Below are 22,779 nucleotides of genomic sequence, written 5' to 3'. Positions count from 1 at the left end.
ACAACCACGATGACCACGACCACACCCTTCCCCACCGCGACGATCCTGGGCTACCCGCGCATCGGACGCGGACGCGAGCTCAAACGGGCGGTGGAGGCCCATTGGGCCGGGCGGCTGGACGCGGACGGGCTCCGCACCGCGGAGGCCGAACTGCGCCACGCCACCCACGAACGGCTCATCGAGTTGGGCCTGGGGCGCGACGACGCCTCCATCCCGGAGACCTTCGCCCTCTATGACCAGGTGCTCGACGCGATCTCCCTCATCGGCGCCGTTCCCCAGCGTTTCGCCGGCCGAGAGGGCCTCGACCTCCACTTCGCGCTGGCCCGTGGCGACGCGACGGTGGCGCCGCTGGAGATGACGAAGTGGTTCGACACGAACTACCACTATCTCGTCCCCGAGATCGGTCCGGACACTCCGATCCGCCTCACGGACCGCACGGTGGTCGACCGTTTCGCGCAGGCGCTCGGATGGGGAGTCACCACGCGCCCCGTGCTGGTCGGGCCCGTCACGCTCCTCGCCCTGGCCAAGGCCGCCGACGGGGCCCCGGCGGGATGGTCGCCGCTGGAGCGCCTCGACGAGGTCGTCGCCGCCTACCGGGCGGCGCTCGCCCTCCTGGCCGAGGCCGGCGCGCCCTGGGCGCAACTCGACGAACCGGCGCTGGTCTCGGACAACCTGCCGACGCCGCGCGGCCTCCTGATCGAGGCCGCGGGTCGCGCCTACCGGCGGCTCGCCGCCCCCGACGCCGGGCCCCGGCCCGCGCTGCTGGTCACCACGCCCTACGGGGACGGCGCAGCGGCCCTGCCCGCCCTGGCGGCGGCGGGGGTGGAGGCGATCCACCTGGACCTCGTGCGAGCGGGGGTGCCCGAGGCGCCCGGACCGCGCGCGCTCGCGGGCACCACCTTGGTCGGCGGCGTCGTCGACGGGCGCAACATCTGGGCCGCGGATCTCGCGGAGGCGGCGGACCGCCTGGAGGCGCTCCGGCGGGTGGCGGAGTCCTCAGGGGCGTCGGGCACGGCCGTGGCGACCTCGACCTCGCTGCAGCACGTCCCCCACGACACCGCGCTGGAGCACTGGGATGACCCCGTCCTCGACACGGCGCTGCACGACTGGCTGGCCTTCGCCGACCAGAAGGTGGGGGAGGTCACCACGCTGGCGCGCGGACTGCGAGCCGGACGCAGCGCGATCGCCTCCGAGATCGCCCGCTCGCAGAAGGTCCTGGCCGAGCGGGCCGAGGCCCCCGGGGTGTGCGTGCCTGCCGTCCGCGCCCGCGTCGCCTCGCTCACGGAGGCGGATCGCGCTCGCGTCGGCTACCCGGTGCGCGAGGCGGCCCAGGCGCGGCGGCTGGGACTGCCGAACCTGCCCACCACCACCATCGGATCCTTCCCGCAGACCGCCGACATCCGCCGGGCGCGCGCCGCCCACGCCCGCGGCGAGCTCGACGACGCCGCCTATGAGTCGCGCATCAAGGCGGAGGTGGCCCGCGTCATCGCCCTCCAGGAGGAGATCGGCCTCGACGTCCTCGTCCACGGCGAGCCGGAGCGCAACGACATGGTCCAGTACTTCGCCGAGCAGTTCGCCGGATTCGCCGTCACCCGGGAGGGCTGGGTGCAGTCCTACGGCTCGCGGTGCACCCGCCCCTCGATCCTGTGGGGCGACGTCTGGCGGCCGGAGCCGATCACGGTGCCATGGACCGCCTACGCCCAGTCGCTCACCTCCCGCCCCGTCAAGGGGATGCTGACCGGCCCGGTCACGATCATCGCCTGGTCCTTCCCCCGAGAGGACATCCCGTTGTCCGAGGTCGGCGACCAGATCGCGCTGGCGCTGCGCGACGAGGTCGCCGACTTGGAGGACGCGGGCACACCCGTCATCCAGGTGGACGAGCCGGCTCTGCGCGAGCTCCTCCCCCTGGAGGCGTCGCGTCACGCCGACTACCTCGCCTGGGCGGTCGGCGCCTTCCGTGCGGCCACGGCGGGCGTGCGGCCCGAGACGCAGATCCACACGCACCTGTGCTACTCCGAGTTCGGGCAGATCCTCGACGCGATCGCGGGCCTGGACGCCGACGTCACGTCGATCGAGGCGGCGCGCTCGCGGATGGAGGTCCTCCCCGAGCTGGCCGCACACGGGTTCGCCCGAGGGATCGGGCCGGGCGTGTGGGACATCCATTCCCCGCGCGTGCCGTCCGTCGAGGAGCTCGCAGGCCTCATCGGGGCGGCTGCGCGCACCGTGCCCGTCCACCAGCTGTGGGTGAACCCGGACTGCGGTCTGAAGACCCGCGCCTACCCGGAGACGGAGGCGACCCTGCGCAACCTGGTGCAGGCGGCCCGCACGGTGCGGGAGCGGATCGGCGCCGCCGCTGCCCGCAGGCCCGCGTTCACGCAGTCCCACGATGCGGACCAGGCGTTGACCGGGGTCCGACCGGCGGGGAGCATTGACCTGTGAGTGATTTCGCGCTGATGGCATGCCGCCCCATGGGTGGCGTGTGTGCGCGAATGTGCCGCTGATTGGAAGCCCAGACCCCAATCAGACTGCCGCCTGAGTGAGCCCACCATGACGAGTGGGTGCGCGGCCCGACACATCGGATACTCACATGCCTCTCGTTGACACCCCTGCCCGTCCCGTCTCCGGCACGTCCCGCCCTCCGGCGGCCCCCACGTCGGAGGCCGCAGGCTCCCTGGACGACTTCCTCACCGTCCTGGACAACCTCCGTCTCTCCAATGCGGTGACCGTGAACCTGGACGAGGACACGGTGCGGATCGACCGCCGCCTCGTGGACCTGACCCGGCAGGAGTTCGCGCTCCTGGCGCACCTGGCCCGCAACGCCGACCGCACGGTGTCCCGTGAGGAGCTGTTCTCCACGGTGTGGCGCGACCGCGGGCTGGACGCGGAGTCCCGCACCGTCGACGCCCACATCCGCCGCCTGCGCCGCAAGCTCGACGTCGCCGATCTGCTGACCACGGTGCGCGGGGAGGGCTACCGCTTCAACTCCGCCCCCGGGGTGCGCGTCGTGCGCACCCGTCGCCACGCCCTCGCCGCCTGACTCCCGAGGAAGGCCAGGAGCCGCGCTGACGCGGTCGGGATCCGACCGCCAGGAGTTGGCGAGAAGGCGTGACGGAGATCCTGCGATGGCAAGGGATGTCCGACGGGCACAAGTCTCGGTGGCGGGCCGCGTCCTGACGTCACGATCCGGACACCAGATGTGAAGAAGAATTTCAGTCTGACTTCCATCAGATGAATTTCTGGGTCATACTGTGCCCGAGACCACCACGGCACCCGCCCGCGAGGATCGGCCGATCGACCCGATCGCCCGTCCGTTCCGGGCAGCGACCGGTCCGACCGGGCCGGCGCGGGCGCCTCTGGACGGCACGAGGAGCGACCATGGACACCCGACCGGCACCCGACGCGCTGGCCGCCGTCCTGCGCGAGGTCGCCACCAGCGGCCCCTCCTCCCTGGCCAGGGTCGCGACGTACCTCCTCGGCGCACCCGACTCCCACGCCACCGAGACGATCGGCTCCATCGCCGAGGCGACCGGGACGTCCACGGCCTCGGTGACGCGCCTCGCCCGGCGCCTGGGCCTGTCCGGTTTCAAGGAGCTGCGCGTCGCCCTCGCGACGTTGCCGACGGGCATGGGGCGCGGGCCGGGAGCGGATGACGGCGTGGTCCTGCCCGGGATCTCCTGGTCCGACACGACCACCGACCTCCTGCGCAAGCTCGCCGCGGAGGAGCGCCGCACCCTCGCGGAGGCCTCCCGGCTGCTGGACCCCGACCTGCTGGAGGCGGTGGCCGCCCGCATCCACGCGGCCCGCCGCCTGGTGATGTTCGGCGTCGGAGCCTCCCAGCTGGTCACCCGGGACCTCGCCGCCAAGCTCGACCGGATCGGCGTGCTGTCCCACGTCAGCGCCGACCGGCATGACGCGCTCGCGATCTCCGGGGCTCTGTCCGGCGACGACGCCGCGGTCCTCGTGTCCCACTCGGGCACCACGGAGGACGTGCTCGAGGTCGCGCGGGCGATGCGCGACAGGGGAGTGCCGGTCATCGGCCTCGTCTCCCGGTCGCACACCGCGCTCGCCGGACTGTGCGACTTCGTCCTGCGCACCTCCCAGGGGCAGGAGGCGGGCGTCCGGCCCGGCGCGACCTCCTCGCGCATCGGCCAGATGTTCGCCTCGGACGCCCTGTGCCTGGCCGTCATGCGCGTCGATCCGGCCCGCTCGCGCGCCCTGCTGGCCGCCACACGGGCCGTGGTCGACCCGCTCCACTGACGAGGGCGGGACCCAGATCCGACATCCGCAGAGAAGAGACGAGAGGAGAGGACCCCGATGACAGGCCCCACGCCCGAGGACATCGCCCGTCTGGAGACGGAGAAGGTCTCGGCCGAGTTCGCGGCCTTGGACCGCATGTCCGCCCTGGAGATCGTCACGACGATGAACAGGAAGGACGCGACCATCCCTCCGGTGATCGCCCGCGCGCTGCCCGAGATCGCTCAGGTCGTCGACGCCGCGACCGCCTCCCTGCGGGTGGGCGGACGGCTGGTCTACGCGGGCTGCGGGACGGCGGGACGCCTCGGCGTGCTCGACGCCTCGGAGTGCCCGCCGACCTTCGGCACGGACCCGTCCACGGTCATCGGCCTCATCGCAGGCGGCGACGCCGCGCTGCGCACCGCCGTCGAGGGCTCCGAGGACGACGAGCCGGCGGGGGCCGCTGACATCGCCGCCCTGGGGGTCGGGCCATCCGACACCGTGGTGGGGATCGCGGCGTCGGGCCGCACGCCCTACACGGTGGCGGCCGTGCGCCGCGCCCGCCAGCTCGGAGCCGCCACAGCGGCCCTCGTGTGCACCGCGGGATCGCCGCTGGCGCACGCGGCCGACATCCCCCTCGAGGTCGTCACCGGTCCCGAGGTCGTCGCGGGCTCCACACGGCTGAGCGCCGGGACGGCTCAGAAGCTCGTCCTCAACATGATCTCGACGGCCACGATGGTGCGGATGGGCAAGACCTTCGGCAACCGCATGGTCGACGTCCGGGCCACGAACGCGAAGCTCGAGGCCCGCGCCGTCACGATCGTCTCCGACATCGCCGACGTCGACCTGGGCGCCGCCCGGCGCGCGCTGGCAGAGGCCGGGGGAGAGGCGAAGACCGCCGCCCTCATGCTGATGGCCGGCGTGGACGCCCTCGCCGCCCGGGAACGGCTGAGATCGGCGGAGGGAAGCCTGCGGGCCGCCCTCGGCCCCGATCCCTCCCCGGCCCACTGACCCGTTTCCCCACCCACACCCAGGAAAGGACACACCATGGCAACCGACGCCAGGGAGCTGGCCCACGACATCGAGCGGCTGCTCGGTGGCGACACCAACATCGAAGACCTCGAGAACTGCATGACTCGCCTGCGCGTGACGGTCAGAGACCCCGGCTCCGTCGACGTCCCCGCGCTGAAGGCCCGCGACGGCGTCATCGGCGTCGTCGTCCAGGCGGACTCCCTCCAGATCGTCCTGGGACCGGGCCTGGTCGACCGCGTCGCCAAGGAGATGGGCGCTCCGGCCGCGCTCTCCGGCGGCGTCGACCTCAAGGCACGGTCCGAGGAGGTCCACGCGCAGACCCGCGCGAAGAACGACAACGCCGCCACGCGCCTGCTGCGCCGCATCAGCGCGATCTTCGTGCCCCTGATCCCCGCCCTCATCGCCTGCGGCCTCATCGCCGGCATCAACGGCATCCTGGGCAACCTGGTGACCAGCGGCGCCGCGCCCGGCCTGGCCGCCTGGACGCCGCTGATCGGCGTCCTCTCCGCCGGATTCATGGGCGCCCTGCCCCTCTTCGTCGCCATGAACGCGGCGAAGGAGTTCGGGGGCACGCCGATCCTCGGCGGCGTCATCGGCGCGATCATCATCTCCGCCGCCGTCGCCAATGTGACGGTCTTCGGCGTCACACTGGCGACCGGCCAGGGAGGCGTGCTCGGCGCCCTCGTCGGCGGCATCCTCATCGCCCACGTCGAGAGGTGGGCGCGCTCGTGGTGCCCCGACGTCATCGCGATCATCGTCGTCCCGCTGGTCAGCGTCGTCATCGCGGGCCTGCTGCAGGTCCTCGTCATCATGACGGTCACCGGCTGGCTCGCCTCCGTCATCGGCACCGGCGTGTCCTGGCTGCTCACACACGGCGGCGCGATCTCCGGCTTCGTCCTGGGCGGGTTGTTCCTGCCGGTCGTCATGACCGGCATGCACCAGGCGCTCACCCCGATCCACACCGCGCTCATCGAACAGCAGGGCATGACGATCCTTCTTCCCGTGCTCGCCATGGCCGGAGCCGGCCAGATCGGCGCCACCCTGGCCCTGTGGCAGCGTTTCCGGGCGAACCGCACCTTCACCCGCGCGATCAAGGGCGCCCTGCCGGCCGGGTTCCTCGGCATCGGCGAGCCGCTGATCTACGGCGTCACCCTGCCCCTGGGGCGCCCATTCATCACCGCGTGCGTCGGCGGGGCCTTCGGCGGCCTCACGGTCGGCCTGTTCAACCAGCTGGGCGTCACCGTGGGAGCGGTCGCCATCGGCGTGTCGGACCTGTCGCTGTTCCCGCTGCTGACCGGTTCGCACGGGTGGCCGGGCGCCGCCGCCGGCTACGGGGCCGGGCTGCTGGCCGCCTACCTGGCGGGCTACCTGGCCACGCGCCTCTTCGGTGTCTCCGACACCGTCGCCGCCGAGGTCGCGTCCTCGTTCCCGGCGGACGCGGATCCCGTGGCTCCCGACGCCGAGCCCGTTCCCGCCGCGCGATGACACTGGGAGTCAGCGTCTTCCCCGCCGAGCTCGACGTCGCCCGCGGCACCCTCGCGGCGGCGTCCGAGGCCGGCGCCGGCACCGTCTTCACCTCGCTCCACATCCCCGAGGACGACCCCGCGATGGTCCGCGAGCGTGCGGCCGCGATCGCGGGATTGGCCCACGATCGGGGCATGAACCTCATCGCCGACGTGGAGCCCCGCGTCACCGCCGCCTTCGGGGACGACCCCTGGACCGTCCTGCGCGACCTCGGCGTCACCCGCGTGCGCCTGGACGACGGCTACACCTTGGAGGAGTCGGCGCGCATCGCCCGCGTCCTCCCGGTGGCGTTCAACGCCTCGACCGTCGTCCCCGCGCAGGCCGCGCAGGCGGTCGTCCCCGGGTCATGCCCCGCCTCGGGGACCGGGGGAAGCGCCGAGCCGCGTCCCTCGGACCCGGACGACCCCTCCGCCGCGCTGGCGCTCCACAACTACTACCCGCGCACCTGGACCGGGCTGTCCGAGGAGGCGGTGAGGGACTCGGCGCGCGACTGGCATGAGGCCGGCCAGCTCGTCGGCGCGTTCCTCTCCGGCGACGCGCGACGCCGTGGACCCCTGCGCGCCGGACTGCCGACCATCGAGGACCTTCGCGACGCGGACCCCCTGGTCCAGCTGCTCGTCCTGGAGGACTGCGGCTGCGACCAGGTGCTCGTCGGCGACCCGGCGCTGGCTGCCGGCACCTGGCGGCGCATCGCCAGGTGGATCCGCCAGCGCGTGCTCGAGGTGCCCGTCGTCCTCGACACCGGGCAACCCATCGGCCCGGCCCTCGCGACGGCGCTGGCCGCCCCGGACGACACGCGCCCCGATGACGCCCAGTACCTCGTCCGCCTCCGGGGCTCGCGCGCCCGGCTGAGGGACATGGACCTCACGGGCCTGCGCGGAGGGGAGCCGCGGCCGCGGGGATCTCTCACCGTCGAGCTTGACGCCGCGGGCCGTTACCGCGGGGAGATCGCCCTGACCCGCGCCGACCTGCCGGGCGACCCCTGGGTCGCCGTCCTCGGCCGCGTCCCCGCCGCCAGCCGTCGCCTGGTCGACCTGGCCGGTGGGGACCAGCGTCTGGCGTTGTCGCCTCGATCGGCCTCGCCGACCGGCGCGACAGAGTGCCCTTCCCATGAGCAGACAGACAGGAGAACCCCATGAGCATCGTGCGGCGTCACCGCCCCGGCACCGGCCCCGCGGACATCGCGCCCGCGCCCGCGCCCGGCGACACGGTCCTCGCCCCCGTCGACGGCACCGTCGTGCCCCTCGCCGAGGTCGACGACGAAGTCTTCTCCTCCGGGATGCTCGGCCCGGGCGTGGGGATCGCACCGACCTCCGGGGAGGTGCGGGCCCCTGTCGGAGGCACGCTGACCACGGCGTTCCCCACCGGCCACGCCTTCGGCATCGTCGCGGAGGACGGGACGCAGGTCATGGTCCACATCGGCCTGGACACGGTCAGGCTGCAGGGCAGGGGCTTCACCCCCCGGGTCGAGAAGGGCGCCCGGGTGGAGGCCGGGGACCTCCTGGCCACGGTGGACCTCGCGACCGTGCGCGACGCCGGGTACGACCCCGTCACGATCGTGGTCGTCCTGGGCGGGACGGACCTCACCGCGGTGACGCCCACCGGGGCCGCGACGGTCTCCGCCGGCGACCCCGTGCTCCTCCTCCGTCACTGACACCGGGGGAGGAGCGGGGCCGGCGGCGCTTCAGATCAGCAGCCGGTAGGCGGCCGAGCCGGGCGGGATCTCCTCGACGTGCATGGGCGAGGCCTCCATGCGTCGGCGCAGGCCGTCGATGTCCTCCCGGGCGCCGAGGTCGATGCCCACCAGCGCCGGGCCGGACTCGCGATTGTTCTTCTTCGTGTACTCGAAATGGACGATGTCGTCGCCCGGGCCCAGGACGTCGTCGAGGAACATCCGCAGGGCCCCGGGCTGCTGGGGGAACGTCACCATGAAGTAGTGCCGCAGTCCCTCATGGCGCAGCGAGCGCTCCATGACCTCCGCGTAGCGCGTGAGGTCGTTGTTCCCCCCGGACACCAGACAGACGATCGGACCATCGGCCAGGTCCGGACCGAGGATCCGCGCGCGATCCCCCTGACTCGACAGGTGGAGGCGGGCGGCGGCGCTCGCCAGCGCCCCGGCCGGCTCCGCGATGATGCCGTCGGACTGGTAGAGGCTCACCATTTCGGTGCACACGGCGCCCTCCGGCACGGTGAGCACGTCGTCGACCAGACGCCGGACGACCTCGAACGGGAGACGGCCGGCCGTTCCCACCGCAGTGCCGTCGACGAAGGGGTCGACCGATTCCAGGGCCACGGGGGCTCCTGCGTCCAGGGCGGCGCGCATCGACGCCGCCCCCTCCGGCTCGACCCCCAGGATGCGCAGGCCTGGGCGCGCGTGGGCGAGCCATGTCGCGACGCCGGCGAGCAGACCGCCCCCACCGCACGGGACGAGGACGCAGGAGGCGTCCTCCGGCATCTGCTCGGCCAGCTCGACCCCGATCGTCCCCTGGCCCGCGATCGTCACCGGGTCGTCGTAGGGGTGGATGTAGACGCGGCCGGTCGCCCGCGCCGTCTCCTGGGCGAGAGCGTTCGCCCGGTCGAAGGGACCGTCGACGATGACCTGCTCGACCCGGCCGCGCCCGATGGCGGCGATGGCCTCGCGCTTCTGCCGCGGCGTGTTCGACGGCAGATAGATGGTGCCGTTGATGCCCAAGTGGGAGCAGGCGTAGGCGACGCCCTGCGCGTGGTTGCCGGCCGAGGCGGCGACGACGCCGAGCCGCCGCTCCTCCGGGGCGAGGGCGCAGATGCGCGCGAAGGCGCCGCGGACCTTGAAGGACCGGCATTTCTGCTGGTCCTCTCGTTTGAGGAGGACGTCGACCCCCAGATCCTCCGACAGGCGGGTGGAGCGGCCCAGGTGGGTTCGGCGCACGACGCCGTCAAGAGCAGAGGCGGCCGTCCGCACGTCGGCGGGCGTGACGGGCGGGGAGGACGGGGAAGCCGGGGAGGTGTCAGGCATGCGGGCAGTCTAGGTCGCTGGCGCACCCGTGCCGGAGGGCGGTCCACGCCTGCGCCTAGACTGGAGGGTGTGAGTGAGACAAGTGAATCCGTTGCCACGCCCCATGCCCCCGCGCCGCGCCCCCTGCGCGAACCGCTGGTGTGGATCGACTGCGAGATGACGGGCCTGGACATCCAGAGGGACGCGCTGATCGAGGTGGCCGTCGTCGTCACGGACGCCGACCTGCGGATCGTTGATCCGGGCCTGGACGTCCTCATCGCCCCTCCCCGGGAGGCCCTGGACCACATGGACGACTTCGTGCGCACGATGCACACCACGTCGGGCCTCCTCGACGAGCTCGCCGACGGCCTCACCCTGGAGGAGGCCCAGCGCCAGGTGCTCGCCTACATCCGGCGCCTCGTCCCCGAGCCGGGGAAGGCGCTGCTCGCCGGGAACTCCGTGGGAACCGACAAGATGTTCCTCGAGGTGGGTATGCCCGAGGTCATCAACCATCTCCACTACCGCCTCATCGACGTCTCCTCCGTCAAGGAGCTCGCGAAGCGCTGGTACCCCGCGGCCTACTACGAGTCCCCCGACAAGCATGGCGGGCACCGCGCGCTCGCCGACATCCTGGAGTCCATCCAGGAGCTCGAGTACTACCGCCGCGCGTTGTTCCCGCCGGCGGGGAAGGGCCCGTCCCGCTCGGACGCCCGCCGCATCGCCCAGGAGGTCAAGGACCTGGGCATCGTGACGCCTGGCGCCTGACCACCGCGCCCGCCCGCTTCCTCCTCTCTCGCGGCGGACGAGGGCGGCGCTGCGCCCGCCGGAGTCTCCGCAGGCGAGAGACGTGCGGCTTGCAGGCCATCCATCCACAGACCGACCAAGCGCGGTTGAGTCGTCCACAGGTACACCTTCCCTCGACGTCCTGACACGCGGCGTCCGCTCCATCCTGGTCCCCACATCCGGCACGAGGCCGGATGGGGACGGATGGAGAAGCGCGCGATGAGCGAGACGACGATCACCCTGCGCGGCAGGGTCGGCAGCATCCCGAAGGCCTACGACACCCGCGCCGGGACGGTCACGGTCCGGTTCCGGTTCGCGGTGTCCACGTGGCGCATGACGGACGGCAACCAGTTCGTCCAGGGCGAGGCCCATTGGTACACCGTGCGGTGCTGGGATCAGCTGGCGCGCAATGTCCTCATCTCGGTCCAAAAAGGGGATCCCCTGATCGTGACCGGCCGTGCGGGGGTCAACGCCTGGATCGACTCGGGCGGGGAGGCGCGCGGCGAGCTGGTCGTCACCGCGCAGGGCATCGGCTTCGACCTGGCCTACGGGCGGGGGACCCTGATCCGGCCCGAAAGGAGGAGCGCCCCGGAACCGGGCGGGGAAACGGGACGGGCGGAGGGCCAGGACGCCGCCGCGGCGCCGGGGGACGCCGCGGCGTCCGCACCGGGCGGCGTCCACGACCGCTGGGACACACGCGCGCGGTCTGGCGACGAGGACCCGGCGGTGGCGGCCGAGGAACAGGCGGCCGAGGAACTCGGGAGCCTCGACTCCGATGAGCGCGCGCTGGCCGATGCGGGGGTGCCCGATGCGGGGCAGGCGCTGTGAGCGGTGGGCCCGGGCGGTCGCGGTCCTGGCCGTCCTCGCGGCTCCGGCGGCTCCTGCGGGCGCGGCGGCCCCGGCGGAGACGGCACCGGCTCCGCCCGCCGCGGCGGATGCGCCGAGGATCGGCGCGGCCGGGGAGGCCCGGCCCGGGGAGAGCTTCTCTTTCGACCGGGGGAGCCTTGCGACCAAGCTGTTCCCGGTGCGCACGCGGGCGGACCGGGAGATCCCCGACGTCTACGCCTACTGCGTCGAGTCCCGCGTCGACGCGCGTTTCATGACGGAGGCGGAGCGAGTGGGATGGGACGAGTTCCCTGGCTCGAACCGATTCACGCAGCCGGAGGTGCGCGCCAAGGTCGGCTGGATCCTCACCCATAGCCATCCGCGCGTCGATCTCGATCGGCTGGGGGCGGCCGCCGGTGCCGCGGGACTGACGGAGGAACAGGCGATCGCCGCGACCCAGGGCGCGATCTGGCACTTCACGGACGACCGGCAGATCGGGGCGGCGAACTCGGCGAACGTGTCCGCCCTTTACGCCTATCTCACAGGGCCCGGCAACACGGGCCTGCCCGAGGACCAGGTGCGCCCCACCGTGGAGCTGACGGCGCCGGGCGGCGACGCGACGGCCGGAACCCCGGCGGGTCCCGTCGTCGTGTCGACGAACCAGGAGTCCGTCGCGGTCCGCGTCGAGACCTCCCCGTCCCTCGACCAGCAGCCGGGGCCGGGGACGCCGGAGGAGCCCCTCGTGGTCGGCGCCGACGGGGAGGCGGTGGACCTGGAGGCCGTCGGGGACGGGGAGGAGCTATGGGTCCGGGTACCGATCGACGCGCCGGCGGGATCCGCGACCTTCACCGCCACCGTGAAGGGCTTGGAGAACCAGGGGTCGCTGCTGGTCACACGTGATCGTTCGGGCGGGCACGGGCAGACGCTCATCCTGGTGGACGCGACGCCGGTGCGCGCGGACTCCGTGGCGGCCGTGTCCTGGGTGGCGGCGCCGGTGATCGGCGACGTGGCGTGGACGAAGACGGACCCGGACGGATCGGCGCTGGCCGGTTCGCAGTGGGAGATCTCCGGGCCGGGAGGATGGTCGATGTCCGTCTCCGACAACACGGGAGAGGGCGGCGACGCGGGGACCGACGCCGATCCCGCGCCCGGAGCGTTCCGAGTGGAGGGCCTGGCGGCGGGGGAGTACCGGTTGCGGGAGACCGCCGCCCCCGAGGGCTTCGTCCTGGACGGGCTCGCGCACGGGTTCGAGGTGGCCGAACGCGGGGTGACCGTGACCCTCGGGCCCTTCGCCAACACACCGTCGCCCCCGCCGGCGCCGCCGTCCCCCACGCCCGAGGGGCCGACGGCGTCGGCTCCCGGGTCCGTTCCCCCGGGGCCGCGTCTGGCGGTCACCGGAGCGGGTGGAGCGGCGCGGATCGCCGTGGCGGGCCTGATGGTCCTCGTCCTGGGCGGGGGAGCCGTGGCGGCCTCCGTGAGGGGACGGATGTTCTGAGGCCCGGGGCGCCCGGCTCCGGGTCCGCGCGGTCGCCGCGCCTGGCGCTCAGCGCCCCGCGGCCTCCGCTCCCGCTCCCGGCCGCTCCAGGATGGCGACGGCCTGGGCGAGCGACCCGTCGTGGCTCACCGACAGGTGCCAGGCCAGGCCGCCGCCGAGCGTGCGCTCGACCTCGGCCGCGACATGCCCGCGCAGGGCCACCGAGGGACGCCCCCAGTGGTCCTGGACGACCTCGATGTCATGCCAGTCCACGGACTCCGGGGCGATCGGCGGCGCGATGCCGGTCAGCGCCGCAGACCATGCCTTGACGACGGCCTCCTTCGCGGCCCACCGCGCCCCCACATGGGGAGCCAGCTCCGCCGGATCCTCGGGCGACGCCCCGCGGGCGAGGACGCGCGAACGGACGGCCCGCCGCTCGCGGGCGGTGAGCACACCGGCGAGGAAGCGCGAACCCGGCCGCCTCATCTGCTCCGCGAGGGCAGGCAGGGCCACGAGGTCCGTGCCGATCCCCAGGATCACCGTTGCGAACCCCCGGGCCGGTGGTACACCCCATCGGACCCCAGACGGGCCTGGGGATCCAGGAGCATCGCGGCCTCGATCTCATGGGGATCCGCGTCGGACGCGCCCCCCGTCCCGGTGTCGGCGCCCGGTTCGGGCAGGCGCCGGGACTCGATGGGCTCGAACAGGGCCTCGTGCCCCAGCATGCCGGACTCGCGGCGGCGGGTGCCGGCGCGCAGGCGGGCGTCGGAACGCTCGCGCCACTCCGCCAGCAGGCGCAGCCCCTCCTCGGGGGTGTCCGCGGAGGCCGCCAGCACGGCCTCGAAAGCCGCCGGGTGGACGAGCGCCACCAGGGAGGACACATGCCCGAACCCGAGGGATGTCGCGAACGCGGCGCGCACGGGCCCGGCCGCCGACACGTCCAGGGGCCGGCGCAGCCACACCAGATCGGGATAGCGCGCCATCTCCTCGTCGACGCAGTCCAGGGACACGTTGGCCGGGACGGTTCCCGTCCGGAACAGCTGGGCCAGTCCGCTGACCTGGAACACGCAGGCGCCGCCCTTCGCATGGCCCGTCAGGGACTTCTGCGAGATGACGAGCAGAGGGTTGCCCGGGGTCCGTCCGAGCGCCCGCGCCAAGCGCGTGTGCAGGTCCGACTCGTTCGGGTCGTTCGCGTTGGTCGACGTGTCGTGCTTGGAGACCACGGCGACGTCGTCGGGGCCCAGCCCCAGGTCGCGCAGGCTGCGCGCCAGCGGAGAACCGGCCCCGCCCCGGCCCGCGGCCAGGGCGCCGAGACCCGGCGCGGGGATCGACGTGTGCGCCCCGTCGGCGAAGCTTCGGGCGTAGGCGAGGACCCCCAGGACCGGCAGGCCCATTCTGGCCGCGACCGAGGCCCGGGCCAGGAGCACGGTGCCGCCGCCCTGGGACTCGACGAACCCGCCGCGCCGGCGGTCGTTGGCCCGCGAGACGAACCGCTCGGGGATGCCCTGGTCGAGCATCGCCTGGGAGTCGGCCGTCGCATTCATCGATCCGAAGCCCTCGATGGACTCCACCTGGATGTCGTCGATGGCGCCGGCGACCACGACATCCGCCTTGCGGCAGGCGATCTTGTCCAGCCCCTCCTCGATCGACACGGCGGCGGTGGCGCATGCCCCGACGGGGTTGACCATCGCGCCGTAGCCCCCGATGTAGGACTGCATGACGTGGGCGGCGACGACGTTCGGCAGGGTCTCCTGGAGGATGTCCTGCGGGTACCCCTCGCCGAGGAAACGGTCGACGAAGAGCTTGCGCATGCTCGTCATCCCGCCGAACCCGGTGCCCTGCGTGTCGGCCACGTCGGCCGGGTGGACGATGCTCAGCAGCTCGGCCGGGCTGAAACCCGACGAGATGAAGGCATCGACAGCGGTGACGAGGTTCCACACGGCGATCCTGTCGATGGAGTCGATCATCGACGCCGGGATGCCCCACTTCGCCGGGTCGAAGCCCGTGGGGAATTGGCCGCCGATGCGCCGGGAGAGCGTGGCGCGCCGTGGCACCCGCGCCCGCCCGCCGGCCAGGCGGGTGACGGTCCACTCCCCGCCGACCTCCTCGTGCGAGATCCGGGTGAAGCGCGGATCCGCCTCCAGGTAGCTGCGCGCCTCGGCCTCGTCGGCCACGGCGAAGCTGATGTCGCGGTTGAGGAACACCGCGGCGTCCTCCGGCGTGTGGCCGGCGTGCAGCGGCCCATCGTCGGTGAAGGTGCGCACCCCGGAGCGGGCCACGACCTCGTCGCGGTAGCGCTCGAAGATCTCGGACTCGGGCACCAGCTGGTCGTCGGCGTCGTACCAGCCGCCCACCGGCGAGTCCCGCCAGGTGAGCAGCCCGGTCATCCACGCGAGCTCGAGGACGCCGGCGGGCGTGAGATCGACGGTGCCATCGGAGCGGATGCCGAGTTCCGCCTCGAGCCGCGTGCGCGCCGAGCCCCACGGCCCGACCTCGCCGATGCCGACCACGACGACCGTGTCCTCCAGGGTGGCCCGGACCGGGCCCCAGGAGTCGGGATCGACGTGGGGCACACGCACCTGCGTGGGGGAGGGCAGGGCGGAGACCACTGCGGGGGACGAGGGCGACGCCGTGCCCGCCGGGGAGGTCTCCGCGGCGTGCGCGGCAGCCTCCGCCCGCAGGGCGCCCAGATCGATGTCGGCGCCCAGGCCGCCGGTGAGGTCGGCGTCGACGGGAGACAGGGCGGCGCGCCCGCGCACCTCGGGCGCGCAGAGGTCCAGCAGTCGGTCCGCCATCTCCTCCGTGGACCACGTGCGGACCCCCGCCCGCTCGACGGCGTCGACCAGGGGGTCGTTGGCGCCCATCAGCCCGGTGCCGCGCACCCAGCCGATCCTCGGGTGGGCGATCGACACGCGATCGGACCAATCGTGTTCGGAGCGCCAACGCGAGGCGATCGCGTCGAAGGAGGACTTGGCCTCCGAGTAGGCGCCGTCCCCGCCGAACATCCCGCGGTTGGGCGATCCCGGGAGCACCACGTGCAGGCGGTGATCAACCACGGTGTCCGCTCCGATCGCGGCCAGCCCGGTGAGCGTGCGTTCCACGCTCCACAGGAGCAGGCGCATCTGGTTCTCGCTGCGAGGGCCGGCGTCGCCCAGCGTCCCCGACACGCGCGGCGCGGCGAAGGGGAAGAAGAGGGTCGGCAGCAGCGCGGGCTTGACCTCCTGGGCCGTGCCGCCCACGGACTTCGACTGCGAGTGGCCCACCCAGTCGACCAGGGCGTCCACGTCGCGGTAGCTGGCCAGGTTCGCGGGGACGAGCCACAGCTTGGCGCCCGGAGCCGCGTGGGAGCGGTAGAGGTCCTTGGCGAACTGGAGGCGCGCGGCGTCGACGGCGGAGGCCGTCGCGACGACCGTGGCCCCGCCTGCCAGGAGCCCCGCGACGACGGCGCCGGCGATGGAGGACGGCGTCATCCCTGTCACGACCGCCACATCCCGCGCGAAGCGGGCCGCCGGGTCGGCGGCATCGGGGGTGCGCGCGGCCTCCGCCGCCAGCGACTGGAACCGGGCGGCCAGCTCCGGGTCGCCGGCGGCCTCGGCGCGGCGCGCATGCCAGGAGGCCTGGTCGGCGACGGCTCGCCCGGCGCCCGCGAAGACGGCGGTGCCCGGCAGCCCCTCTCCGGCGGCGAGCCGCGAGAGGTCCTCGCGGGCCGAGGCCCAGCGGTCGTCCAGCAGCACGGCGCGTCGTGTGTCGAAGCGCGGGGCCACCAGGTCCGGCCATCCCTGGCCGAGCTCGGCGGACACGGCGTCGAGGACCGCGGCGGAGGAGCCCTCCCCGTCCGCGGGCTCGGCGGGGAGGTCCAGGCCCAGCTGGGCCAGCACGTGGCGGGCCGTGGAGGCGAGGATCCCGTCGGGCCCGGTCACGCTGTCCGCGAGGGCGTCCAGGGCGGCGGAGTCGACGACACCGCCTCCGCCCGCGCCCGGGGCCGAGGGCAGGGACACGGACACGCCGTGGCGCGCGGCCGCCTCCCGCACGGCGGCGTCGATGAGGGCGTCGACGCCCGAGGCGTCGGCGGGGGCCTCGGCCCCCAGCGTCGCGAGATCGCCCTCGCGAGTGGAGGCGCCCTCGCGAGTGCCCAGCAGCAGGGCGATCGTCGCATGCGCCGCCCAGCCGCCGCCCAGCTGCCAGACGCCCGCCACTCGTTCGGCGATGTGCGACGTCCTCACGCCGGCGGAGCCGAAGAGGCGGCGGATTCGCTCGCGGATCGCATCGGTGAGGACAGGGCCGAAGGGCTGGTAGTTGTGGGCGAGCCGGTCGACGGTCGCGCACAGCGCGGTGACGTCGGCCTCTGCTGCGCCGTCGATGCTGGACAGCCCCAGCTCGGCGGAGAGGTCCATGAGGAGCTGGTTGCGCCGAGAGGACACACCGTTCGTCAGGGACTCCGTCGTGTCGTGATCGCCGACCTCCTCGGGGCGCACGCGGGCCGCCAGGGCCAGCAGGGCGCGGATCGCGTCCGAGGCGCCGAAGCGGAGGTCAGGCACGTCGGCGCCGCTGGGACCGCCCTCCGGGACGGGCTCGGGGGCCGGTGACGTCGGGGCGGACGGCTCCACGGGGGGCGTCGGCGCCGCCTCGGCCCGGGCCGGGGCATCGCCCTCGTCCGCCTCGGGCACCTCGGCCACGGCGACATCGGTGCGCAGGACGGCGGCCGCGTCGCGCTGGACGTTGCGCACGGCGACGGAGCGTCCCGCGTAGACGGGCTGACGGAGCGTGCGGTCGGCCAGGTTGGCGAGCGTCGGCGAGGCGCCCAGCCCGATCTCGACGACCTCCTCGACGCCCAGCCCCCCGTCGCGGGGCGAGCGCAGGAGCGCGTCCTGCGTCTCGATCCATCGCACCGGGGAGGCGAATTGCCAGCTCAACAGCTCGACGAGCAGCAGCCGGGCGAGCCCGGGACGGTCCTCGGCGGCCGCCGCCCAGGCCTGCTCGGAGGCGACCAAGGGCGCCAGGGCCTCGGACGGCACGACCTCCAGGATCGAGGCGGCGAACTCGCGGGTGAGCTCGAAGGGGCGGGCCACCAGGTTCGGGATGTAACGCCCGATGAGGGTGTCCGCGTCGATGTCGCGCGGGATGCGCTCCTCCAGCTTCCGGCGGAACTCCGGGACCCCGCGGCGCAGGACCGAGGAGTGGAAGGGGACGTCGATGCCGGGGACGAACATGAAGGGGTTCCGGCCCCCCGCGTCGCCCGACCGGCGGCGGGAGTCCTCCGCCAGGGCGTCCAGGCCCGCCAGGGTCCCGGCGATCGCGTACTGCTGGCCGGCCAGGTTGAAGTTGACGATCTCCAGGAACTCCCCGCACCGGCGGGCGACTCCGGCGACGTAGTCGACGACGTGGGCGTCGTCGACGCCGAACTGGTTGGGGCGCAGGACGCCCATGCGGTAGTTCGACCGGCCCTCGGCGTCGCGCTCCACGAGGTGGTGCATCGTCGACCCGCGGTGGAACACAAGCTCCAGGACGGTCTCCAGGGGGAAGACCTGCGCGTAGGCGGACAACGCGTCGTACTCGCCCAGGGAATGCCCCGCGAAGCACGCGCCCTCCACCAGAGCGCCCTCGTCGCGCAGGCGGGCCGTCTGGGCGAAGGCCAGGGTCGCGAGCGCCACCTGCGTGAACTGGGTGAGGTTGAGGACGCCGTCGGGGTGGCGGTAGGCCACGCCGCGGGCCGTGATCTGGGTCGGGTTGTCGCGCACGATGGCCAGGATCGAGAAGCCCAGCGCCTCGCGCGTGTGGCGGTCGGCGCGCGTCCAGATCTCGTCGACGGCGGGGGACTTCGCGCGCTCGTCGAGTCCCATGCCGCGCGCCTGGATGCCCTGGCCGGGATAGAGGTAGGCGGTCGCCGGCGCCAGGGTGGTGGCCGTGGCGCGGGAGACGATCTCGCGGCCGATGCGGCACGTCACCTCCAGCGCCAGCCCGCCGCCGACCACGCGGCCGGTCCGCTCGACGGCGATCTCCACGGTGGCGTCGAGGTCGACGGGGCCGTACATCTCATACGTCCACCCGCGCAGGACCTCGCGGCGGGAGCCGGACACGCTCGCGCAGACGGCGTGCTGGGCCACGGCGGACAGCCACATGCCGTGGACAAGGGGGGCGTCCATGCCGGCGACGTGGGCCGCGGTGGCGGAGGTGTGGATCGGGTTGAAGTCGCCGGAGACGACGGCGAAGGGCGTCATGTCATGCGGGGCGCGCACCGTGACGCGGCGCAGCACGGAACGGGGGGTGTCGCGGACCGCGCGGGGCGCCCCCCCGGCGACGGGCGCCTCGAGGGGAGGCGTGTCGCCGGAGGCCCGCCCGCGGATCGCGAAGCGCTCCCGTGTGGATCCGATCGCCTGCCCCCCGGCCGTCAGCCGGAGGGCGACCGTGACGATGCGCCCGGAGGAGGACTCCTCCACGGCGGCGACGTGGGAGACGACGTCGATCGAGGTGACGCCCCGGGCCAGCAGCTGCTCGGGCGTCTCTGGGAGCTCGATCATGTGGTCGAGGTGCACCGCGTTGAGCAAGCCCTCGATGACGGGGTAGCCGTCATGGACCGCGGAGCCCAGCGCCGCGTAGATGGCCGGCCAGCAGGGCCCGAGCAGGGCGTCGGGCGCCCAGCCGGCCGGGGCGAGGCCGTCGGGCAGGGCGTCGGCGGTGACGGCGGCGTGGTCGGGCCCCAGGGTCGGGGCCAGCGTGAAGCGCGTCCGCGCCTCTCCGAAGGGGGAGTCGCCGGAGGGGGCCATCTGCGGCAGCGCCCCGATGAGGTCGCCCGCCGTGGACGTCGAGCCGACGCCCGCGATGCCGGCCAGCAGGGCGTCCATGTGGGCGGGCAGGCGGGACTCGTCGACCACGGGGACCCCGCCCCTCGCCGTCGCGTCCGGCAGGGACAGGGGCACGACGAGTTCCCGCACGGCGTGCTTCGAGGCGCCCTCCGGGTCGTCGTCCCAGGCGGTGTCCAGGTGCAGGACCAGGTCCGCTCCCGGCGTCCCGTCCTCGCCGGGATGGTCGAGGATGTCCACCCTCTCTCCGGGCAGGATGTGCGCGGGGTTGGCGATGAGGTGCCCCGTCCACATGATGTGGGGCACCGCCCGCAGATACGCCTCCCTGGTCGACGAGGGCGTCCCCGCTCCCAGGCGTGACCAGGCCGCGAGGACCGGCGCGTCCGCCTCCTCGAGGCGCCGGACCCCGGCCTGTTCGAAACGGCCGAGGAGGCCGGCGACCGGCTCGTCGACGCGGTCGATGCCGGCGACGGACACCGGGCCCGGGATGATGCGCACGGAGTCGGCCGGGTACCGGGGGTCCTGGGACTGCCACAGACCGTCCTGGCCCCACCAGCGCAGCAGGTCGTCGTCGAGGACGGGCACAAAGGGCATGGGCTTGGGGAAGGAGCGGCACAGCGTGGGGAACCACGCCGTGTCGATGGCGGTGACCTCGGTGGTCTCGGCCAGAGGGTAGGCGGCCAGCAGCCGCTCGACGGCGCGGGGGGCGTCCCGGGCGTCCTCGACGGCGGGGAACAGTGTGGGGACGTCGCCGTGGTCCAGGGGGGACAGGCGAGCCTCCACCCGCTGGAGCAGCTGGTGGAAGCGGTCGGCGAAAGTGGGGTCCGCCCAGGGGAAGGACAGGTCCGCGAAGCGGCGCACCCACTGGGCGTACGTCATCGTGGCGAGGTCGCCGAAGTAGGGCTTGGCGGTCCGGTCGAGCGCCGCGACGACCTCCTCGCGGCGGGCCCGCACCGCGGCGCCGTCCCCGCCGATCTCGGCGATGAGCCGGGCGGCGGCGGCCGCGGAGTTGTCGACCTCGTGCATGTCGGCCCGCAGGTGGGACAGCCCCGAGGTCATGCCGCCGCGGGACTCGCCCACCGCGACCCAGCCCCCCTGCTCGTCCAGGACGCTGACGCCGGGAGTGGCGACCAGCAGGGCCTTGACCTCGGGCGTCGTCCGGGCCTCCTTCACCGTCATCGCGGCGGTGCCCACGAGGACCCCGTCGACGGGCATGAGGGGGCGGGCGTGGCGCAGCGACCACTGGCCCGACAGGTAGTCGGCGGCGCGCTCGGGCGTGCCGATGCCTCCGCCGACGCACACGACCATGTTAGGGGTCGCCCGCAGCGTCGCGTAGGTCTGGAGGAGCAGGTCGTCCAGGTCCTCCCAGGAGTGGTGGCCGCCGGCATGGCCGTCCTCGATGTGGATGATCACCGGGACGTCGGGCACGGCCCGGGCGATCTGGACGGTGCTGAGGATCTGGTCGACGGTGCCCGGCTTGAAGGCGACATAGGGGAAGCCGTCGGAGCGCAGCTGGGCGATGAGGCCCAGGGCCTCGTCCAGCTCCGGGATGCCGGCCGAGACGACCACGCCATCCAGGGGGGCTCCCTGGGCGCGGGAGCGCGAGACGATGCGCTGGGCGCCGAACTGGAGGTTCCACAGGTAGCGGTCGAGGAACATCGCGTTGAACTTCGCGGTGCGCCCCGGCTCCAGCAGCTCGCGCAGCCGCGTGAGATTGTGCGAGTAGACCTCCTCGGTGACCTGGCCGCCGCCCGCCAGCTCCGTCCAGTACCCGGTGTTCGCGGCGGCCGCCACGATCTCCGGGTCGACGGTGGTCGGCGTCATGCCGGCCAGCAGGACGGGCGAGCAGCCGGTGAGGCGCGAGAACGCGGTGTCGACGACGGTCGTTCCGTCGGGCAGGGTGGCCAGGCGAGGCTGGAATCCACTCCAGTCGGAGGGGGCCGGCGGCTCCCAGCCGGGGGTGGACAGATGATCGCGGTCCTCCGCGGTGCCGGCGGGCACGATGCCCACGCCGGCGCCCTCGACGAGGGGACGTGTGAGACGGGTGAGGGTCGTGCCCGGACCGCATTCGAGGAGCCACCTGGCGCCGGAGGCGACGACGGCGTCGGAGATCTGGGAGGGCCAGTCGACGCGGTCGGTGAGGACGCGCCGGGCGAGCGGCTCGGCCCACTCACGGTCCAGCCCGCAGGCGGCGGCCCAGGAGAGGGCCTGGGCGACGGCGTCCTCGAGCAGCCCGGAGTGGAAGGGGGCGAGGACGGGAAGGAACTCGCACACGGGGCCCAGGGGGCGCCGCCGCGGCGGCGGGCGGTGTGCTCGGCGCGGTCGCGGTCGGCGGCCCGCCCGATGGCGGAGACCACGAGGGCCAGGTCGGCGGGGTCTCCGGACAGCACATGGGTGCGCCGGTCGTTGCGCACGCCGACGCTCACCGGGTGGGCGAGGCCCAGGTCCCCCTCGAGGATGCGCGCGAGCAGCGACTCGGGGAACCGGCGCACGGAGAGCATGGCCGTGGCCTCCCCGCTGGGATGGAGGCCGCTGCGCCGCGTCGTGCGCGCGGCGGCCGCCCCGATGAGGCGCGCCAGCGCGACGACCCGGTCGACGGCGCCGGGCTCCCCGCCGGCCCAGGCCCGCCACATCTCGGCGCCGAGCACGCCCTGGGAGTGCCCCTCGACGGCGACGGGCTCCACGGTGCGGGTGTCCAGGCCGTCCAGCGCCAGCGCCAGGACGCTCGCGTACTGGGCCAGCACGATGCCCGGAACGGACAGTTCGGGGGCGTTCTCGCGCGCGGAGGACACGCGGGCGCGCGGGGCGGCGCCGCCCTCGTTCCCGCCCCCCTGGGGGGGCTCCGCGCCCGGCGCGGCGAAGGAGAAGGGCAGGGCGGCGGCTGACAGGCCCGCCAGGTCGAGGCGGACGGGGGAGAGCAGGGCGTCGGAGGCGGCCACGGCGCGGGCGAGCGGAGCCGCGAGGGAGGCGTCGGCGCCGGCCTCGGCCAGCGCGTCGCGCCACGGCGTCGCCTGCCCGGCGAAGAGCAGGGCGTAGGGCTCCTCGGACAGACGGGTGAGGAACGCGGGGGAAGCAGTCATGTGGAGATCTCGATTCTGGAGGGGCGCGCGGGTGGTCTCGGTGGCCATGGACGG

General features: G+C 74.0%; 12 protein-coding genes and 1 pseudogene. 10 read left to right on the top strand and 3 right to left on the bottom strand.

The features are described from left to right. Positions 1-9: 9 nt before the first annotated feature. From metE to ACFQWG_RS05530, 7 genes are all read left to right on the top strand, one after another. Positions 10-2,439: a 5-methyltetrahydropteroyltriglutamate--homocysteine S-methyltransferase gene (gene metE / locus ACFQWG_RS05560; RefSeq protein ID WP_380972959.1), complete on the top strand. Its 2,430-nt coding sequence runs from the start codon at positions 10-12 to the stop codon at positions 2,437-2,439. A 148-nt stretch (positions 2,440-2,587) separates the two neighbouring features. Further along, positions 2,588-3,037 carry a winged helix-turn-helix domain-containing protein gene (locus tag ACFQWG_RS05555; RefSeq protein WP_380972956.1) on the top strand — a complete coding sequence of 150 codons (450 nt, stop codon included), beginning with the start codon at positions 2,588-2,590 and terminating at the stop codon, positions 3,035-3,037. 338 nt (positions 3,038-3,375) lie between these two features. Further along, the gene (locus ACFQWG_RS05550; RefSeq protein ID WP_380972953.1) at positions 3,376-4,257 is read left to right on the top strand and encodes a MurR/RpiR family transcriptional regulator; all 882 of its coding nucleotides are present in this window, start codon (positions 3,376-3,378) and stop codon (positions 4,255-4,257) included. A gap of 57 nt (positions 4,258-4,314) precedes the next feature. Continuing rightward, positions 4,315-5,244 (top strand): N-acetylmuramic acid 6-phosphate etherase, encoded by a 930-nt coding sequence (gene murQ / locus ACFQWG_RS05545; protein ID WP_380972950.1) that lies wholly within the window; start codon positions 4,315-4,317, stop codon positions 5,242-5,244. Positions 5,245-5,280: 36 nt separating this feature from the next. Continuing rightward, on the top strand, positions 5,281-6,750 hold the full coding sequence (locus ACFQWG_RS05540) for a PTS transporter subunit EIIC (protein ID WP_380972947.1): 1,470 nt from the start codon (positions 5,281-5,283) through the stop codon (positions 6,748-6,750). Beyond that, positions 6,747-7,928: a MupG family TIM beta-alpha barrel fold protein gene (locus tag ACFQWG_RS05535; RefSeq protein WP_380972945.1), complete on the top strand. Its 1,182-nt coding sequence runs from the start codon at positions 6,747-6,749 to the stop codon at positions 7,926-7,928. Before ACFQWG_RS05540 ends, ACFQWG_RS05535 begins: the two co-directional genes overlap by 4 nt. After that, positions 7,925-8,443 carry a PTS sugar transporter subunit IIA gene (locus ACFQWG_RS05530; protein ID WP_380972943.1) on the top strand — a complete coding sequence of 173 codons (519 nt, stop codon included), beginning with the start codon at positions 7,925-7,927 and terminating at the stop codon, positions 8,441-8,443. Before ACFQWG_RS05535 ends, ACFQWG_RS05530 begins: the two co-directional genes overlap by 4 nt. Positions 8,444-8,473: 30 nt before the next feature. On the opposite strand, the gene ilvA is transcribed toward ACFQWG_RS05530, so the two are convergent. Continuing rightward, positions 8,474-9,784, bottom strand: coding sequence for a threonine ammonia-lyase IlvA (gene ilvA, locus ACFQWG_RS05525; protein WP_380972940.1), 1,311 nt, complete (start codon positions 9,782-9,784; stop codon positions 8,474-8,476). Positions 9,785-9,919: 135 nt separating this feature from the next. Between ilvA and orn the strand changes: the two genes are divergently transcribed. The 3 genes from orn (at position 9,920) to ACFQWG_RS05510 (ending at position 12,866) form a co-directional block, all read left to right on the top strand. Then, entirely contained in the window at positions 9,920-10,528 is a 609-nt protein-coding gene (orn, locus tag ACFQWG_RS05520) for an oligoribonuclease (RefSeq protein ID WP_380976247.1), read from the top strand. Positions 10,529-10,765: 237 nt separating this feature from the next. Then, positions 10,766-11,374, top strand: coding sequence for a single-stranded DNA-binding protein (locus tag ACFQWG_RS05515; protein ID WP_380972937.1), 609 nt, complete (start codon positions 10,766-10,768; stop codon positions 11,372-11,374). Further along, positions 11,322-12,866: a Cys-Gln thioester bond-forming surface protein gene (locus tag ACFQWG_RS05510; protein WP_380972936.1), complete on the top strand. Its 1,545-nt coding sequence runs from the start codon at positions 11,322-11,324 to the stop codon at positions 12,864-12,866. The genes ACFQWG_RS05515 and ACFQWG_RS05510 overlap by 53 nt, the downstream gene beginning before the upstream one ends. 48 nt (positions 12,867-12,914) lie before the next feature. Here the strand turns inward: ACFQWG_RS05510 and acpS are convergent, their stop codons facing one another. Beyond that, positions 12,915-13,385 carry a holo-ACP synthase AcpS gene (acpS, locus tag ACFQWG_RS05505; protein ID WP_380972933.1) on the bottom strand — a complete coding sequence of 157 codons (471 nt, stop codon included), beginning with the start codon at positions 13,383-13,385 and terminating at the stop codon, positions 12,915-12,917. Further along, positions 13,382-22,725, bottom strand: a pseudogene (locus ACFQWG_RS05500) (fatty acid synthase subunit beta domain-containing protein). The gene acpS and the pseudogene ACFQWG_RS05500 overlap by 4 nt, the downstream one beginning before the upstream one ends. Between the last annotated feature and the right edge of the window lie 54 nt (positions 22,726-22,779).

The organism is Schaalia naturae (assembly GCF_042665795.1).
GTDB lineage: Bacteria > Actinomycetota > Actinomycetes > Actinomycetales > Actinomycetaceae > Pauljensenia > Pauljensenia naturae.
This window is presented reverse-complemented; position numbering and strand designations above follow the sequence as displayed.

Coding starts and splice junctions, on each gene's coding strand:
- metE (WP_380972959.1), top strand. CDS start 10: ATGACCACGACCACACCCTTCCCCACCGCGACGATCCTGGGCTACCCG.
- ACFQWG_RS05555 (WP_380972956.1), top strand. CDS start 2,588: ATGCCTCTCGTTGACACCCCTGCCCGTCCCGTCTCCGGCACGTCCCGC.
- ACFQWG_RS05550 (WP_380972953.1), top strand. CDS start 3,376: ATGGACACCCGACCGGCACCCGACGCGCTGGCCGCCGTCCTGCGCGAG.
- murQ (WP_380972950.1), top strand. CDS start 4,315: ATGACAGGCCCCACGCCCGAGGACATCGCCCGTCTGGAGACGGAGAAG.
- ACFQWG_RS05540 (WP_380972947.1), top strand. CDS start 5,281: ATGGCAACCGACGCCAGGGAGCTGGCCCACGACATCGAGCGGCTGCTC.
- ACFQWG_RS05535 (WP_380972945.1), top strand. CDS start 6,747: ATGACACTGGGAGTCAGCGTCTTCCCCGCCGAGCTCGACGTCGCCCGC.
- ACFQWG_RS05530 (WP_380972943.1), top strand. CDS start 7,925: ATGAGCATCGTGCGGCGTCACCGCCCCGGCACCGGCCCCGCGGACATC.
- ilvA (WP_380972940.1), bottom strand. CDS start 9,784: ATGCCTGACACCTCCCCGGCTTCCCCGTCCTCCCCGCCCGTCACGCCC.
- ACFQWG_RS05515 (WP_380972937.1), top strand. CDS start 10,766: ATGAGCGAGACGACGATCACCCTGCGCGGCAGGGTCGGCAGCATCCCG.
- ACFQWG_RS05510 (WP_380972936.1), top strand. CDS start 11,322: ATGAGCGCGCGCTGGCCGATGCGGGGGTGCCCGATGCGGGGCAGGCGC.